Here is a 16,235-nt window from a genome sequence, read left to right as displayed (position 1 = left end):
CCCACGTCATCGCCCGTGGGGGCGCGACGGCGCGACGGTCGGGGCATGACTCCCACCACTGCCATCCATCGTCTCCGTCTCGTCCTCGCCACCAACGCCGCGTTCTCCGTAGTCGGCGGGGTGATCGCCCTCGCCGCCGGCTCCTGGGTCTCACGCGAGCTCGGCATCGACCATGTCGCGCTGACCCGCCTGCTCGGGGCCGGGCTCGTGGTGTTCGGCATCGACGTCGCCCTCGCCGCCCGTACCACCGAGCAGCGACTCCTGCCGGCTGCGCTCGCCGTGTCTGCGGCGGACGCGGCGTGGGTGATCGGCACCGTGATCGTCGTGGCGGCCGGCGTGCTCTCGACCACCGGCGTGATCGTCGCCGTCGTGATCGGGCTCGCCGTGGCCGACTTCGGCACCGCGCAGGCCTGGCTTCGGGCGAAGGCGACCCAGCCGACAGCCGGATACGGTCAGGCCCGTGAGCGAGTCGCCGTATCCAACTGATGATGCCCTGATGGGCCTGGCCATCGACGAGGCCCGGCGAGCCGAGGAGCACGGCGACGTGCCCGTCGGCGCGATCGTCGTCATCGACGGCACCGTGGTCGCCCGCCGTCACAACGAACGGGAAGCCACGAACGACCCCACCGCCCACGCCGAGCTGCTGGCGGTTCGCGACGCGGCCGAGGCGCTCGGCTCGTGGCGACTGGAGGGCGCGACGGTCGTCGTCACCCTCGAGCCGTGCCCGATGTGCGCCGGCGCCCTGCAACAGGCGCGGGTCGCCCGGGTGGTCTACGGCGCGGCGGACATGAAGGCCGGCGCCTGTGGTTCGCTGTACTCGCTCGGCAGCGACCCCCGGCTGAACCACGAGTTCGAGACCGTGCACGGCGTTCGGGCCGACGAATGCGCGGCCCTGCTCACCGACTTCTTCGCCGCCCGCCGAGCGACCTGAGCCGACGCGAGCGGCTGCGACTAGCGTCGCGGCCATGCGGTCCAACCCGCTCCTGCGTATGGTGCTGCTCGCCGGTGCCCTCTGCCTCCTGGTCGCAGCCTGTGGCGACGACGCTGACGGGCCGCTCCCCGGCGGACAGCCCCTGCCGACCGACGCCCCGTCCGACGACGCCGGTGACAACGCCGACGACAGCGGCGACGACGGCGGCGACATCGACCTGTTCGGCGACGACGAGCCGAGTGTCGATCGTTCGGCCGACCTCGTGGGGCGGTGGACGATCGACAACTACTCACTGCCCGACGGTGCCGGCCTCACGAACGTGGTCGGCGAGACGCCCGCGTTCATCGAGTTCAACGGCGACGGCTCCCTCGCCTACCACACGGGCTGCAACTCGGGTTCCGGGCAGTGGTCCACGAGCGGCACCTACTACGTCCCGTCCTCGGCCCTCGACGACGAACCGGAGGGCCAGTCGATCGCCATCACCGACCTCCGCCAGACGGAGATCGGCTGTGACGGGTTCCTCGGCGAACAGGACGTCGACCTCCCGGCCAACTTCGCCGCGGCCACCCGATTCCGCATCGCCGACGACGGCAGCATCTCGCTGCTCGACGAGTTCCTCCTCGTGTCCACCGTCCCCGCCTGAGAAGGGACAGGGGGTCAGACACCTGTCCCTTCTCGACCCGAGGCGGTGGACCCCGACTAGCGTCGTGGGCATGCGATTCAACCTTCTCCTTCGGGTCGTGTTGCTCGCCGGCGGGCTCAGCCTGATCGCGGCGGCGTGCGGTGACGACAGCGGATCCACGGCCGACCCCTCCGACGACAGCTCGGCTGATGACAGCGGCGATGACAACAGTGCCGACGACGCCAGCGGCGACGACAGCAGTGGCGACGACGGGTCCGACGTTCCCGGCGATCGTGGTCCCGAACTCGTCGGCACCTGGTCGATCACGACGTTCCAGCTCGCCGGCGCCGAAGGTGAGGCGACGCCGGCCGGTTCGCCGACGATCACGTTCGACGGCACCACCGTCACAGTCGACACCGGGTGCAACACCGCGGAGGGCGAGTACGCGACATGGGGCGCCTACTACGTGCCGGAGGACGACAACGGGCCGCCCGAAGGCCAGGGCATCGACTTCGAACCGCTCAGCCGCACCGAGATCGACTGCGAGCCCGAGTACACGGACCAGGACCTCGCCATCCCCGGCGCGGTTCGAGCGGCGGCGAGTTTCGACCTCGCCGACGGGGTCCTCACCCTGTGGCGCAACGGCAACGTCATGATCGCCGCCGTGCCCGCGTGAGAACGGACAGGTGACTGACCCCATGTCCATTCTGCTTCCGCCGGACGTTTCCGCCGACGAGGCCGAGATCCACCGGACGGCGAGCGGCCGGCCGTTCGTGCGCACGCCCGACGAGTGCTTCGACGACCTCCCCGACTACCCGTGGGCCCCGAACTACGCGGACGTCGACGGCATGCGCATGCACTATGTCGACGCCGGCGACCCGGACGGCGAGGTCGTCCTGCTCCTCCACGGCCAGCCCGACTGGAGCTACCTCTACCGCCGGATGATCCCGGTGCTGGCCGACGCCGGCCTGCGGGTGATCGCCCCCGACCACATCGGCTTCGGCAAGTCCGACAAGCCGGTGCAGATGGCGGACTACCGGTTCCTGCAACACGTCGCCTGGATCGAGGAGTTCATGGACGTGCTCGGCCTGGACGCGATCACGCCGGTGGTGCAGGACTGGGGGTCGCTGATCGGTCTCCGGTGCGTGGGCAACAACCCGGACCGCTTCGCCCGCGTCGTGGTCGCCAACGGTCAGCTGGCCGTGATCCCCGAGGGGTTCGCCCCGTTCCCCGAGCCGGAGACGCACGAGCCGCAGGACCTCGCGTTCCCCTTCGTGACCGGCGGCGAGGGCGGCGAAGGGGGCATGAGCGTCTTCGGTGACTGGATCGCCTACGCGATGGTCGGCCGGGACTTCGTGCCGTCCGTCGTCATGGAGGCCTCCATCCGCCGCGACATCAGCGCCGAGGAGCTCGCCGCCTACGACGCGCCGTATCCGAGCCGGATCTTCATGGCCGGCACCCGCATGTTCCCGTCGCTGGTGAACACGCTGGGCGACGTGCCGACCAACGAGGCCGCCCGCGCCGCGCTCGACGCGTTCCCCCGTCCGGTGCTCGGCATGTTCGGCCTGATGGACCCCATCTTCGGCGACCAGGCGACCCGCGACGCCACCCGCGTGCAGATCGCCGGTGCCGCCGGACAGCCCCACAAGGACTATCCCGACGCCGGCCACTTCATCCAGGAGGACGTAGGCCCCGACCTCGCTGCCGAGATCGCCACCTGGATCGCCGCCACCCCCCAGCCCTGAGAAGCAAGGTTGAGACGCCGGGGTCAGAGTCCCGTCCCACCTTCTCCTCATGACCGCTGAACCGACGCCGATCGGTGTACATGGCCTCACAGATCGGGCTCACGGAGACGGAGATCACCTCCCTCGCCGCGGCCTGCGATCGCGACGCCGATGACCTGGCCGCGGAACTCGCCCGTCGCCCGTGGGCCATCCACGACCTGCTGACCGACCCGGAGCTCGTCGCATCGGTCCTCGAGGCGGAAACGCTCGCCGACGCGCCCGCCCCGTTCGTCCTGTTCGCGGTGATGGCCCGCGTCGCCGCCGACGACCTCCTCGCGAGCACCTACGTGAACGACTGGATCGGGCCGCGGTCGCGCCTCCCCGTGTTCGACGTCGAACCGGTCCAGGAGTTCGTCGCCGCGCCCGGCCGAGTCCTGTTCATCGCGAGGCTCCTCGCGTCGATGGTGGACCCCGCCGCCGCACCCGTACCCGAGGGCGGCTGCGACCCGTGGGACCTCGTCGACTGGCTCGCCGCCGTGTCCGAGCACGAGCGCGTCCTCGTGTTGCGCCGGGTCGGCGACCTTTCGCTCTACATCGCCGGCGTGCACGCCGATGCCATCGGGAACGGCGTGCTGTCGCAGGACAAGGCGGAGAAGGTCGGCATCGCCCTCGGCATGAACAGCGACGAGATCCTCGAGCTGTGCGATCCCGGGTCGTCGACCCCGGGGCTCGATGCGCTGGAGCTCGTCGGCGCCCGCTCGTATCAGCAGGCGCGCCGCGACACCGCGGCCGTCCCGCCCGTCGTCAGCGACATCGCCGAACGCATCCACGCCGCCCGCCGTTTCCTGACGCATCTCGCTGACGAGTTCCTGTCTCCAATCGGACCCGACCCGCTCCTCGCCTCCTGATCGGCGCTCCGACGAGACCGCGGCGGCGCGGGTACTGTCGAACGAATGTGGACCTCGCGTCCGTTGACCAACCGGCGACTGACCGCCGCGCTCGTCACGCTCGCGCTTGCCGTTGCCGGGTGCAGCAACGACAGCCCGGAGACCACGGAGAACGTGCCCAGCTCGACCACCCAACCGGGCGCGGCCACGACCACCTCCACCACGGCCGGTCCCGGCACCACACCGTCGACGACCGAGCCCGTCGCCAACGATCAGGAGGCGATCGACGCAGCTGACGCGGCGCTCCGGGCGGCCGATCTCGAACCGGCCCGCCGCTCACTCTTCTCGCTGAACTTCCAGCGGGGCGAGACGCTGTACGGCGATCCGCTTCCGCCCGCGCCCGATGACGCGCCCCATGACGAGGACGCCGAGCGAGCCCGGTTGGTCGAGTTCATGAACAGCCGCCCCGGGCTCGTCGACCGCGCGCTCGAGATCTTCGACGACCCGACCTACGCCGCCATCCTCCCCGCGCCACGTCTTCGCGCCGCGCTCGCCGGTTCGGTCGGGACCATCTGGGAGCCGATGATCGACCATCTCGCGGATCCCGAGACGGACTTCACCGGATTCGACTACGGCGAGACGCGTTGGGACGGTGCGATCGCCACCTCCGAGGGTGAAGGGTTCGGCGCGGGGCCGCGCACCCTGACGGTCAACGAGCGACTCCGGGGGGAGCGGCTCGAGCTGCTGATCCCCTCGATGGGACACGAAGTCCTCCACGACGACGGAACGGGCCAACTCGCGGAGGAGATCGTCGCGAACGTCCTGAGCGCCGTGTCCCACGGACAGCTGTTGCTGCGCGATCCGTCGCTCGCCTACGAGGGCACGGCGGTCTCCCAGATCAACAATGCCGGGCTGGCCGCCCTCCTTCTGTCTCGTGACGACGAAGGGCTCCGTCTCCGCGTCGACGGAGGCGATCCCCTCTTCCCGGGCGCCGATCCCCGGCTCGACGACGCGCCCGACTACATCTCGGTCCTGGAGAAGGTCTACGGCCACTCGAACCTGGGCGTGAGCATCGTCTCGGACGCGCTCGAACCGCGGCTCCACGAGATGCTCACCGATGTGGTGTCGCCGGGGGTCGACGTTCCGACCGGTCGAGACATCCGGATGACGTCCGATCTCATCGACTTCATCGACGAGAACCTCGACCTGAGTCCCGCCGGGCTCGACGCGGTCGCGCAGGTTCAGTTGCTGACGCTCCTCCAGCTGATCGACCCGAGCGTCCTCGAGGATCTCGGCCGGGAGCACGGCGTCGAAGTCGAGGCCTTCCTCCCACCCGCGGGATGACCATCCGCCGAGCTCGGCCGATCCCCGAATCGGTGTTGCCACCCCGGTCGGACCGGTAACCTCGTCGGCGGAAGGTTGCCAGAGCGGACGAATGGGGCGGCCTCGAAAGCCGTTGTGGCCTCCGGGTCACCATGGGTTCGAATCCCATACCTTCCGCCAGAAGTGTCCCGGCCTCGGCCGGGATTCTTCGCGTCCGGGCCGCTGCGCCCTCGTGTTCAGGGCTCGACCACCATCGTGAGGTCGTAGGCGCATTCGCCATCGGGAAGCGCGAGGGACACCGTGATGCTCCACTGCCCCACCGGCAGCAACGCACCGTCGCGGGCCCGGATCGTGAGCAGGTCGCCGGTGTGGGCGGCCACGGCCGCGCCGACGAACTCGGGATCGCCGCTCAGGCTGACCGGTGTCTCGTCGCGGTCGGGTTCGACGTACAGCTCGCGATCGAAGATCTCGTCCGGCGTCATCTCGAAGTAGTTGCCGTTGAAGAGGGTTTGATGACCCGCGGTCGTGCAGCGGAGTCCGGTCAGGTCGCCGAAGGGATCGTCAGAGGTCGAGCTCGACTCGTAGGCCTCGAACGTGAGCGAGATGCTGCACTGATTCTCGGCGGCACTGACGGTGAGGACGAGGTCACGGGGTCCTTCCGGGAAGGGCTCGTCGCGCTCGAGGATCAGCTGATGCAGATCGGGCCCGGCGAACTGGTCGAGCAGCTCGAGACCGGCCAGGAGCTCCTCGTCGCCGGCGAGGGCGAAGTCGAAGTCCTCGGCGGTGCCGGTGAGACCCAGCAGGATCTCCCCCGTCCCCTCGGGAGCAGCCCGCACATCTCCCGAGCTGACGGTGGCGCTGAAGGACTCCGTGGTGCACGACAACCCGCCGGTCTCGTCGACGGTGAGGGGTTCGACCTGCGTGATCGAGGGCGGGACCGTACCGACGATCTCGTCGCTGGTGTCGGTGGCCGTCGACGCGTCGCCCTCACCGTCATCGGACTCGTCGATGAAGACGATCCAGTAGACGCCGAGTACGGCGGCCATCGCCATGAAGGCGAACGCGAGGAACATACGCGACAGGAGACAACCCGGGCGGCGCTTGAACGGATCCTCGCCGGGGAAGTCGAAAGCCTCCACGGCTCCCACAGTAGGAAATCCGGTCGGATGACAAAAGGCCGCCGTTGTGGCGACGGGGACCCGTCAGTTCTGGTTGACGCGCCCCCGGAGCGCAGCGAAGCACATCCACATGCTGAGCGCGGCGACGAGCCCGATCGCGATCACCGTCTCGGCGAGCGTGTCCCACTCCCAGCCCCGCTGGCCGAGCGAGCGCATGCCCTCGAGGATGTAGGTGACGGGGTTCAACCCGGCAACCGTGTCCAGCCAGCCGGTCAGCTGATCGCGCGGCACGTACGACGTCGTGAGGAACAGGAACGGGAAGAACAGCATGAAGCTCGAATTCACAGCGGCCGGGTTCCCGGTCTTGAGGGCGATGGCGTAACCGAAGCCGGCGAACGCCAGGGCCCAGAAGGCCACGATCGCGAGGTACGCCACGAACCCGATCACGCCGGTCTCGAAGCGGACACCGAGGGCGAACCCCAGGCCGACGATCGGGAGCGTGAGCGCGGCGGCCACGGCGATGTCGGCGATCATGTGGCCGACGAGGATCGACGTGCGGCGCACCGGCGTGAGCAGCATCCGGTCGAGATACTTGTGCTGCACGTCGAGCACGACGGCGGGCGCTCGTGACACGCCGGTGACCCCGAGGAGGATCGCGGTCGGCATCTGGAACGCGGTGTAGTCGAACCCGCCGGCAGCGGCCTCGGTGAGCCGCTCGAAGGTGGCGATGTTCACGACGAAGAAGAAGATCGCGATGAGCACCGGGGGCACGACCGCCTCGAGGTCACGGGGCACGGCTCGCAGCGCACGACCGGCGACGGTCAGCGTGTCCCGCACGAAGCCGCTCGGCGCGGCGAGGGTCTGGCCGATGGGCTCGGCGATGTCGGTGGCGGTCATCGGACACCCTCCATGGTGGTGTTGGTACTGGTGTGTGGGTCGGCGTCGGCGTGGAGACCGGTGCCGGTCAACTCGAGGAACACGTCGTCGAGCGAGGTCGACCGGAGGCTGAGCCCGTCGAACTCGATGCCGGCGGTGTCGAGCGCGATCGCGACGGGCCCGATCGTCTTGGCGCCGTCCGCGGTCGAGATGCGCAGGACATCGCCGTCGACGTCGATCGAATCGACACCCGCGACGTTGATGAGCGCATCACGCGCGACGCTGGCATCGCCGGCGATCTCCGCGATCACGATGTCGCGGCCGACCTGGCGCTTCAGTTCGTCCGGCGTGCCTTCGGCGACGAGCTGCCCGTCGTTGATGATGCCGACCCGGTGGGCCAGCGCGCCGGCCTCCTCGAGATACTGGGTCGTCAGCAGGATCGTCATACCGAGTCGCTCGTTGAGGGTGCGCACCTCCTCCCAGACCCGGGCCCGGCTGGCGGGATCGAGCCCTGTGGTCGGCTCGTCGAGAAAGAGCACCTCGGGCTCGTGGAGCAGCGCAGCCGCGAGGTCGAGACGGCGGCGCATGCCACCGGAGTAGGTGTCGATGCGACGGTCGAGCGCGTCGCCGATGTCGACCAGGTTCGTGAGCGCACGCATCCGCTCGTCGATGACGGAGTGCTTCAGCCCGTAGAAGCGACCCTGGAGGCGAAGGAGTTCGGTGCCGGTCTGGCGCGGGTCGAGGGAGATCTCCTGCAAGGCGGCGCCGATCCGCAGCCGCACCTGCTGGGGGTGCTCGACGATGTCGTAGCCGGCGACGCGGGCCGTGCCCGAGGTGGGCGCGAGGAGGGTGCAGAGCATGCGCACGGTGGTCGACTTGCCGGCCCCGTTCGGTCCGAGGAAGCCGTAGATCTCACCCGGCGCGATGGCGAGGTCGAGTCCGCGCACCGCGTCGTTGGCGTCGAACGTGCGGCTCAGTCCCTGGGCCGAGATCGCGAGACCACGCCGCGCCGGCTGGTCAGAGGAAGTGGGAGGCATTCGCATGTCCTTCGTGAGGTTCTTGGTTCGAGAACCCTAGAAGCGATTGCGGACAGAATCGGTCCGGAACGTGTGAAATGCTCGGAACATGCGAAACGACCCGACCGGACGGGCCCTCCAGCTGCTCTCGCTCCTGCAGACCCACCGGATGTGGCGCGGCTCGGAGCTCGCCGAGCGACTCGAGGTCACCGAACGGACGGTGCGGCGCGACGTCGACCGGCTCCGCGATCTCGGTTATCCCGTCGATGCGACGCCCGGAACCGAGGGCGGCTACCGCCTCGCCGCCGGCTCGCACCTGCCGCCCCTGGTGCTCGACGACGACGAGGCGGTCGCCGTCGCGATCGGTCTGCGGGCCGCGGCCCATGCCGCGATCAGCGGCATGGAGGAGACGTCGCTCCAGGCCCTCGCCAAGATCCAGCAACTCCTCCCCGACCGACTCCAGCGACGGGTGTCCGCCCTCGACGCCAGCGTCACCGCGATGCGCTGGTCATCGAGCGAGGCGGAGGTCATCGACGCCGACGCACTCGCCGTGCTCGCCGGCGCCTGCCGCGATCACGAAGAGGTGCGCTTCGACTATCGACGGCGCGACGGCGAGGACAGCAGTCGTCTGGTCGAACCCCACCAGATGGTCACCGCCGGGCGCCGCTGGTATCTCGTCGCGTGGGATCTGCGCCGCGACGATTGGCGCACCTTCCGTCTCGATCGACTCGCCGACGCGGCCCGAGCCGGGCGACGGTTCACGCCCCGCGAGATCCCCGGCGGCGACGCAGCCGCGTTCGTCGCCGCGTCGCTCTCGTCGGTCCCCCGCGACCTCGAGGCGCTCGTCACGATCGGCGCCGCCCCCGCGCAGCTGGACGACGTGCTCCGCCACACCGACCACCACGTGGTCGAGGCCACGGCCGACTCGTGCGTGGTCCGCATCCGGTCCGACAACCTCGACTGGCTCGTGCTCGCGATCGCCCGCGTCGCCCTCGTCGCACCGGTGAACGTCGTCGAGCCGGCCGACGTCGCCGATGCGGTCCGGCGCCTGGCCGCGCGGCTCGCGGGCTAGGCCGAGGGGTACTCGTCGTGGCGCTGCCACCACGAGTACGGAGGGTCCTGCGGGTAGCCGTCGGGCGACGACTCCCACGCCTCCTGGCGACCGAGGGGCGCGAGATCGAGATAGCTCCAGGTGCTCCCCAGCGCCTCGTCGCCGCGGAGGTTGACGAAGTAGGTACGGGTGATCTCCGACCCCTCGCGCACGAACACGTTGGTGCCGTGCCATTCGTCGACGCCGAAGTCGCGATCGAAGTCGTCGGTGATCGTGTACCAGGGCGCGTCCCAACCCATCCGCGCCTTCAGCGTGGCGATGTTCGCCTGGGGCGCACGCGACACGCGCGCATAGGTGATGTCGCGGGCGTTGAGGTGAGCGAGGTGACCCACCTGGTCGGCCATGAGCGAGCAGCCGGTGCAGCCGGCGTCGGGCCACCCGTGCACGCCCGGCTCGTAGAAGAACCGGTAGACGATGAGCTGGCGTCGGCCCTCGAACATGTCGAGCAGGCTCACTGACCCGTCGGGCCCTTCGAAGCGATAGTCCCGTTCGACGGCCATGCGGGGCATGCGGCGCCGAGCCGCGGCGAGCGCGTCGCGGGCCCGCGTGACCTCCTTCTCGGTGACGAGCAGCTGCTCGCGGGCTTCGTGCCAGGCCTCTTCCGAGACGATCGGCGTAGTGATCATGGTGAACCCTCCCGGGATTCGCGAGTGGTTTTCGGCTTCGAGGCGCGCTTGTCGCGCTCGATGTCTTCGGCGATCCGCGCGATGCGGGCGAGGCGGCGGTCCCAGCCCGAGCCGACGGCGGCGAGCTGCTTCGCCGCCCGCGCGAGCTGGGCGTGGCCAGGTCGGTACACGCGTTCGCGGCCGTCTCTGGTCGAGTGGACGAGCTCGACGCGCTCGAGCACGGCGAGATGCTTCGCCACGGCCTGGCGCGACACGGGCAACGCGCTGCCGAGCGAGCTCGCGGTTCCCCGACCCTGCTCGACGAGGAGGTCGATCATGTGGCGGCGGGTCGGGTCGCCGATCGCGAACCACAGCTCGTCGTCGGTGGCGATGCTCATGCCGGCGTCCGAACCGTGGGGGCGTAGGCGACGAGGCGAGCGAGATGCCGGTCCCATCCCGCCTCGTGGAGCCGGAAGTTCTCCTCCAGCACGGCGACTTCCCATCCCTGCTCGCGGAAGCCGGTTTCCGACATCCGCAGCATCGTGCCGCCGTCCGACGGCGCCAGTTCGAAGACGACGAGCAGGGAGTTGTGCTCCCCGGCTTCTGTGTCGTCCGGGTGGATCCACCGGAACGTGAACCGCTCGGGCGGCTCCAGCGACAGGACCGTGATGTTCGGCACGGTCGCATCGCCGGTCGACGGATCGCCGAACACGAGCTGACCCGTCGCGCCGACGACTGGCTCGAAGCGCGCCTCGTCCGGCCACCAGCGCTCGAGGTGCGCGGGACTGGTGATCACCTCGAACACCGTCTCGGGCGACGCGTCGATCTGGATCGATCGCTCGATCGTTCCGTACTCTTCCTGGGCTTCGTGTTGTGCAACCATACGTTGCAGATCACCCTAGCCGTTGGGCACCAACATGCAACCTTTTGTTGCAGCTTCGCCGCCGGCTACCCGTCGAGCGACCCGCCGTAGTGGGCGAGCAGTCGGTCGAAGTCCTCGTCGGACTCGACCGCCGCGGGATGACCACCTCCCAGCAGTAGGGCCAGCCGATCGAGATACCAGTGCCAGCCGGCGGCGAACTCCGGGCGCCCCGGCTCGGGGAGGAGGTGCTCGAAGACGAGCTTGGTGTGATCGTCGCCGACCGCCGTGAGCTCGAGCCGGATGTGCCACGTGCCGTCGGCGCCGCCGCCGATCGAGTCCGGCTGCTGCCACTCGTACTCGAGCTCGCGGGGTTCGGCCCAGGCAAGCACCTGTCCCCGCGCCGTCCCGTACTCGCCCATGTCCACCTCGACCGAGCCGCCGACCCTCGGCTCGAACGTCGTCGGGAACAGCCACCGCCCGAGCCGATCGCGATCCGTGATGGCATCCCAGACATCGGCGATGGGGAACGGATAGTGACGTTCGAAACGCAGCCGGGGCGCATCGCCGTCGGTGAGGACGACGCCGTCGGCCGTCGAAGGGTCGGAGGTCATGCAGTGTCCTTTCGCGCGGCGCGGGCGCCGCGCTGCAGTTCGGTGCCGAGAGCATCGAGTCGGTTGGTCCAGGTCTGACGGATGTCGTCGACCCAGTCGGCCAGTTCGTCGAACGGATCGGGCGCGAGCCGGTAGATCCGCCGCTGCGCGTCGACCGTCGACGTGACGAGCCCGACCTCGCGCAGCACCCGGAGGTGGCGGCTCACGGCCGGCTGGCTGATCGGGAACGCTTCGCCGAGCTCGCCGGCCGTCCGCTCGCCCTCGGACAGAAGTTCGATCATGTGTCGCCGAGTCGGGTCGGCGAGCGCGTGCAGGGCGTCCATGCGTCGCGACTATACGCTGTTCGTTATATAACGGTCAACCTATACAGGGCTGACCGCGGTCGTCCCGTAGCGTCGCCGCGGAGGTCGAGCCATGAGTCACGCGATGTCGAACCCGGTCGTCACGATCGCCACACCCGAAGGCGAGATCGTGATCGAGGTCGACGTCGCCAGTGCTCCTCGGGCGGCCACCTACTTCCTCGCGCTCGTCGAGGCTGGGGCGATGACCGATGTCTTCATCTACCGATCCACTCGGCTCGGTGACCCGGACCGTGGTCCGTTGATCCAGGCCGGACCGCTCGGGCCGCGCTTCACCGACGCGGCGACCGGGTCGATTCCGACCGGGCTGACGTTCCCGCCGGAGTTCGACACAACCGACCGGACCGGCCTGCGCCACGTCCGGGGCACCGTGTCGTTCGCCCGCGACCTCCTCGACACCGGCGCGGTGATCCCCGAGATCTTCCTGTGCCTCGACGACTATCCGGAGCTCGATGCCGGTGGACGGACCGAACCCGACGAGCGCGGATTCCCGGCGTTCGGCAGCGTCCGCGCCGGGCTCGCCGCCGGCGCGACGACCGGGGTGGCGCTGGTGAGTCATCTCGCCGGCGAGATCCTCGATCCGCCGGTGCGGATGAGTGCTTCTCGGACCGCCTGATCGTTTTCCTGCTCAGGGGTTTCAAAGCGAACATATGTTCGCTATGGTGATCGTATGTTCACGGCGACGATCACGGCGATGCGAGAGGACCGACTCGACGGTCTCCCGCGTGCCGAGCTCGTCGGCCGGGTCGAGGAGCTCCGGCGGTTCCGCGGCGCGGTCGCCGACTATGAGGCCCGGCTGGTGCGGGCGATCGACGCGTTGGACGACAACGGGCTCGACGGGCGCGGTGTGCTGCGCTCGCACGGGCGGGTGTCAGGTCGCACCGCGCATCGCGCCGCGCAGACCGCGCACGGGCTGGCGGACATGCCCAAGGCCGAGGCCGCGCTGCGCGACGGGCGGATCACTTTCGAGCACGCCCATTCGCTCACCAAAGCCGGTCGTGAGATCGACCCCTCATCGGCTGACGCGGAGTTGGTCGAGATCGCGGAGGCGTCGCCGGCGGACCTGTTCGCCAAGCGCACCACCGAATGGATCAGCAAGCGGAAGAAGTCCGACCCGAAGCCTGATCACGACGCCCAACGACGCGCCCGCACCCTGAAGCGCTGGGACGACAAGGCGACCGGGCTGCGCATGTTCCTCCTCGGCGTCGACCAAACCACCGGGGCACTCCTCGACGCCGACATCAACCGACTCGAACAAACCCTCTGGAACGACGACGGCGGCCGCAACGCCGACCCCACAACCGCCCGCACCCACGACCAACGCCTCGCCGACGCCGTCACCCAACTCATCACCGGCGCCCGGCGCGACACCGACCGGCCACCCCATCCCAAGTCCAACGTCACCGTCCTCATCGACATCGCCGCCATGACTTCCGAGGACGGGAACCCGCTCGCCACATGCGTCCAGGACGGACAGCCGCTGCCGGCATCCGTGCTCGACCGGCTCACCTGCGTCTCCAGCATCACCCCGATCCTGTTCAACGGACCAGCCAACCCGATCTGGGTCGGCCGCGACCACCGCCACGCCACCCTCACCCAATGGCGCGCCCTCATCGCCCGCGACCGCGGCTGCATCGGCTGCGGCGCCACCCCCGACCGCTGCGAAGCCCACCACATCGACCACTGGGAACACCACGGCGACACCGACATCGACAACCTCGTCCTCGTCTGCACCCGCTGCCACCACAACATCCACGACCGCGGCCACACCCTCCACCGGACAAACGGCCGCTGGACCATCCGACCACCCGGCGCACCACCACCCGACACCACCGCCGACGCACCCATTCGCGACTTCCCCACGACACCAGAACCCGCCCACATCACGCCCCACGCGGCCTGACCACAGGCACGGACCTGACCGTCGTCCTGCACCTTGACAACTGAAGACCGGACGCCCGGACGAAGCGCCTCGCCGGGAGCTAGGTGGCCTCGGTGTCGTACTGCATCGCCAGCACCGGGTTGCCGCCCGGGTCCCGAAACGCGATGAGGTGACCGACACCGGGGATGGTGGACCGCTCCATCAGGATGGCGCCGCCGGCACTGATGACCCGGCTGCGGATGTCGTCCACGTCGTCGACGCCGAAGCTGCACTCGAAGCCCACCGTCGGTGCGTCGGCCAGCTGACGACGCTCCTGGATCGCTCCCATCGGTGCGCCGGTGGTCTCGTCGATGATCTGGACGAAACCGGGCGGGCCGTACTCGTGAAACGTCCAGCCGAACACGTCGGCGTAGAACGCCTGGGTTGCCGCGACGTCGTCGGTGTTGATGGCGAAGTGGGTGAGGCGGGGTGACATCGATCCATCGTCGCACGACCGAGCGCTTGGCGGCACCGAAACGTCGGCGGGTACCGTGCGGGTGTGCAGGGAACCCTGATGTTCACGAGGCCGGACGATGTCGTCCCGGACGAGGAACGCCCGGGTCTGCTGCGGGCTCCGGTCGGCGAGGGTGACGACATCGGCGACGTCCGTGTCTGCGAACTGCGAGATCTGGGCGCACCCGATGTCGCCGAACCCGGGCTCGAGGAGGCCGGGTTCGAGACCGTCGACCTGTCGGGCAATGTCGAACTCCAGCTTGCGCTCGACGACGTGCGCGAGCGTGACCGTCTCACCGGCGACACGGCTGCGGCGCTGCGGGAGGCCGTCGCCGGCATCACGATTTCGCTGGCGAACGGGCGGACACTGAAGGTCGATCTCGTCGCCGACGACGGGCTCTTCCACCGCCGGTCCGGGCCAAACGGGATCGACGTGAACGCTCGAGGGATCGAGGGCATCAACGGCCACGGCGGCGCCGCCTTCGTCCACGGCGACCAGGACGTCTACGGCACGCCGCTTCGCCAGTTGATGCACGGTGCGGCGCCGGACATGTTCCGCCATATCACCCCGGACGGCCGCAACGACGATGCGTCGACCTTCCTGCTCAACCTGTGGATGCCGCTCCACGCACCGGTGCAGCCGTTGGCGCTGATGGACGTGCGCACACTCGATGCCCGACGCCACCAGCTGCGCTACGGACTTCCCGTCGACGGGTTCCTCGAACGCGACGAGGACGCGACGGTCAACGACATCTGGAACTTCCTCTACGACGAGGGGCAACACTGGTACGTCCGGACGGACATGGGCAACGGTGAGGCCTACGTCTTCAACACGCTCGGCACGCCCCACGGCGCGGCGATCCTTCCCGGGGAAGCCGCGGTTGCGGAGCTGTTCGTCGCCCTCCGCGAGGCCGCGGCCGGGCGAGCGCCGGATCCGGCCCGCACGCCGCTGCCGGCCGATGCCCCGCCCGCGGTTCGGGCCCTGTGGGCACGCATGAGCGAGGTCCTGGCGGCCGATCGCGAGGATGCGGCGTGGACGGCGCAAGCCGAGGCAGCCGCCGACGCCGCAATTCGACGGTCGATCGAGATGCGGGTGATCGCGACGCTCGTCGACTAACTCGTCGACGAACTCGGACGGCCCGTGAGGCCGGCGAGGTCGAGCAGCACGGCGACGAGTTCGTCGGTTCGTTCGCCGATCACGTTGTGGCCGGAGTCGATCTCGATGACGGTCCAGTCGGGGCGCTCGCGGAGGGCCGCGGCCTGATCATGGTGATACCCCGGGTTGTCGGTCGCCAGGATGAGGGTGCGGGGCACGCCGCTCGGGAGCGGCCCGTCGAGGCGGATCGGTGTGGCCAGCGCAGCCAGGGCCAGCGGGAAGGTGGGCGTGTCGCGCACGGGCGGCGCGAGCATGTCGCCGTTCGCCGCGGCGAGATCACGGGTCGCCGCTGCGATGTCGGCGGGGAGCAGGTCGAGCTGGCACTGCCCGTCCTCGGCGACGCCGGCGTCGACATAGACGACGGAGGCGACCTGGTCACGGAGGCCGTTCCAGGCCTGGGTCACCGGCATGCCGCCGTAGCTGTGGCCGACGAGCATGACGTCGTGGAGATCGTTGTCGACCACATGATCGATGACGGCGGCCGCGTGGCGATGCAGGTCCACGTCGGGACCGGCCTCGGCGCCCCGCCGACCGTGGCCCGGCAGACACACCGGATGGGGCGTCAGTCCGCCCGCCCGCAGGCCCGGCAGCACCGGGTCCCACGAGCGTTCGGACGAGAACGACCCGTGCACGAGCACAGCATCGCCGATTGTCACGGCG

General features: G+C 69.6%; 21 protein-coding genes and 1 tRNA gene. 12 read left to right on the top strand and 10 right to left on the bottom strand.

What is annotated here, in order from left to right; translation table 11 throughout:
* The first annotated feature begins 45 nt into the window (after positions 1-45).
* The 8 genes from R8F63_18185 (at position 46) to R8F63_18150 (ending at position 5,667) form a co-directional block, all read left to right on the top strand.
* Entirely contained in the window at positions 46-486 is a 441-nt protein-coding gene (locus tag R8F63_18185) for a hypothetical protein (protein MDW3220542.1), read from the top strand.
* The gene (gene tadA / locus R8F63_18180; GenBank protein ID MDW3220541.1) at positions 461-931 is read left to right on the top strand and encodes a tRNA adenosine(34) deaminase TadA; all 471 of its coding nucleotides are present in this window, start codon (positions 461-463) and stop codon (positions 929-931) included. The genes R8F63_18185 and tadA overlap by 26 nt, the downstream gene beginning before the upstream one ends.
* A 34-nt stretch (positions 932-965) precedes the next feature.
* On the top strand, positions 966-1,574 hold the full coding sequence (locus tag R8F63_18175; GenBank protein ID MDW3220540.1) for an META domain-containing protein: 609 nt from the start codon (positions 966-968) through the stop codon (positions 1,572-1,574).
* A 70-nt stretch (positions 1,575-1,644) separates the two neighbouring features.
* Complete coding sequence (locus tag R8F63_18170) at positions 1,645-2,229, top strand: META domain-containing protein (protein MDW3220539.1); 585 nt, start codon at positions 1,645-1,647, stop codon at positions 2,227-2,229.
* A 22-nt stretch (positions 2,230-2,251) separates the two neighbouring features.
* Positions 2,252-3,298, top strand: a complete 1,047-nt coding sequence (locus R8F63_18165) for a haloalkane dehalogenase (GenBank protein ID MDW3220538.1) — start codon at positions 2,252-2,254, stop codon at positions 3,296-3,298.
* 80 nt (positions 3,299-3,378) lie between these two features.
* Complete coding sequence (locus tag R8F63_18160; GenBank protein ID MDW3220537.1) at positions 3,379-4,185, top strand: hypothetical protein; 807 nt, start codon at positions 3,379-3,381, stop codon at positions 4,183-4,185.
* Positions 4,186-4,230: 45 nt separating this feature from the next.
* Positions 4,231-5,508: a hypothetical protein gene (locus R8F63_18155; protein ID MDW3220536.1), complete on the top strand. Its 1,278-nt coding sequence runs from the start codon at positions 4,231-4,233 to the stop codon at positions 5,506-5,508.
* Between the two features lie 69 nt (positions 5,509-5,577).
* A tRNA-Ser gene (locus R8F63_18150) sits at positions 5,578-5,667 on the top strand.
* 56 nt (positions 5,668-5,723) lie between these two features.
* Here R8F63_18150 and R8F63_18145 read toward each other — a convergent pair.
* From R8F63_18145 to R8F63_18135, 3 genes are all read right to left on the bottom strand, one after another.
* On the bottom strand, positions 5,724-6,626 hold the full coding sequence (locus R8F63_18145; GenBank protein ID MDW3220535.1) for a hypothetical protein: 903 nt from the start codon (positions 6,624-6,626) through the stop codon (positions 5,724-5,726).
* A gap of 63 nt (positions 6,627-6,689) precedes the next feature.
* A complete protein-coding gene (locus tag R8F63_18140; protein ID MDW3220534.1) occupies positions 6,690-7,502 on the bottom strand; it encodes an ABC transporter permease in 813 nt (270 codons plus the stop codon).
* On the bottom strand, positions 7,499-8,518 hold the full coding sequence (locus R8F63_18135; protein MDW3220533.1) for an ATP-binding cassette domain-containing protein: 1,020 nt from the start codon (positions 8,516-8,518) through the stop codon (positions 7,499-7,501). Before R8F63_18135 ends, R8F63_18140 begins: the two co-directional genes overlap by 4 nt.
* A gap of 88 nt (positions 8,519-8,606) precedes the next feature.
* Here R8F63_18135 and R8F63_18130 point away from each other — a divergent pair, with 88 nt between their 5' ends.
* Positions 8,607-9,569: a YafY family protein gene (locus tag R8F63_18130; GenBank protein MDW3220532.1), complete on the top strand. Its 963-nt coding sequence runs from the start codon at positions 8,607-8,609 to the stop codon at positions 9,567-9,569.
* On the opposite strand, the gene R8F63_18125 is transcribed toward R8F63_18130, so the two are convergent.
* From R8F63_18125 to R8F63_18105, 5 genes are all read right to left on the bottom strand, one after another.
* Positions 9,566-10,234, bottom strand: a complete 669-nt coding sequence (locus R8F63_18125; protein MDW3220531.1) for a DUF899 family protein — start codon at positions 10,232-10,234, stop codon at positions 9,566-9,568. The two genes, R8F63_18130 and R8F63_18125, sit on opposite strands and share 4 nt — an antisense overlap.
* Complete coding sequence (locus R8F63_18120) at positions 10,231-10,611, bottom strand: metalloregulator ArsR/SmtB family transcription factor (GenBank protein MDW3220530.1); 381 nt, start codon at positions 10,609-10,611, stop codon at positions 10,231-10,233. The genes R8F63_18125 and R8F63_18120 overlap by 4 nt, the downstream gene beginning before the upstream one ends.
* Entirely contained in the window at positions 10,608-11,096 is a 489-nt protein-coding gene (locus tag R8F63_18115; GenBank protein MDW3220529.1) for an SRPBCC domain-containing protein, read from the bottom strand. The genes R8F63_18120 and R8F63_18115 overlap by 4 nt, the downstream gene beginning before the upstream one ends.
* 65 nt (positions 11,097-11,161) lie before the next feature.
* Positions 11,162-11,686, bottom strand: a complete 525-nt coding sequence (locus tag R8F63_18110; GenBank protein ID MDW3220528.1) for an SRPBCC family protein — start codon at positions 11,684-11,686, stop codon at positions 11,162-11,164.
* Complete coding sequence (locus R8F63_18105) at positions 11,683-12,009, bottom strand: metalloregulator ArsR/SmtB family transcription factor (protein ID MDW3220527.1); 327 nt, start codon at positions 12,007-12,009, stop codon at positions 11,683-11,685. The genes R8F63_18110 and R8F63_18105 overlap by 4 nt, the downstream gene beginning before the upstream one ends.
* 91 nt (positions 12,010-12,100) lie before the next feature.
* On the opposite strand from R8F63_18105, the gene R8F63_18100 reads away from it, so the two are divergent.
* Positions 12,101-12,661: a peptidylprolyl isomerase gene (locus tag R8F63_18100; GenBank protein ID MDW3220526.1), complete on the top strand. Its 561-nt coding sequence runs from the start codon at positions 12,101-12,103 to the stop codon at positions 12,659-12,661.
* 54 nt (positions 12,662-12,715) lie between these two features.
* Positions 12,716-13,948, top strand: coding sequence for a DUF222 domain-containing protein (locus R8F63_18095; GenBank protein ID MDW3220525.1), 1,233 nt, complete (start codon positions 12,716-12,718; stop codon positions 13,946-13,948).
* A gap of 79 nt (positions 13,949-14,027) precedes the next feature.
* On the opposite strand, the gene R8F63_18090 is transcribed toward R8F63_18095, so the two are convergent.
* Positions 14,028-14,402 carry a VOC family protein gene (locus R8F63_18090; protein MDW3220524.1) on the bottom strand — a complete coding sequence of 125 codons (375 nt, stop codon included), beginning with the start codon at positions 14,400-14,402 and terminating at the stop codon, positions 14,028-14,030.
* Between the two features lie 63 nt (positions 14,403-14,465).
* On the opposite strand from R8F63_18090, the gene R8F63_18085 reads away from it, so the two are divergent.
* Positions 14,466-15,536: a hypothetical protein gene (locus tag R8F63_18085; protein MDW3220523.1), complete on the top strand. Its 1,071-nt coding sequence runs from the start codon at positions 14,466-14,468 to the stop codon at positions 15,534-15,536.
* Here R8F63_18085 and R8F63_18080 read toward each other — a convergent pair.
* A complete protein-coding gene (locus R8F63_18080) occupies positions 15,533-16,231 on the bottom strand; it encodes an alpha/beta hydrolase (protein MDW3220522.1) in 699 nt (232 codons plus the stop codon). The two genes, R8F63_18085 and R8F63_18080, sit on opposite strands and share 4 nt — an antisense overlap.
* Positions 16,232-16,235: the final 4 nt, after the last annotated feature.

Source organism: Acidimicrobiales bacterium (genome assembly GCA_033344915.1).
Lineage (GTDB): Bacteria > Actinomycetota > Acidimicrobiia > Acidimicrobiales > Aldehydirespiratoraceae > JAJRXC01.
This window is presented reverse-complemented; position numbering and strand designations above follow the sequence as displayed.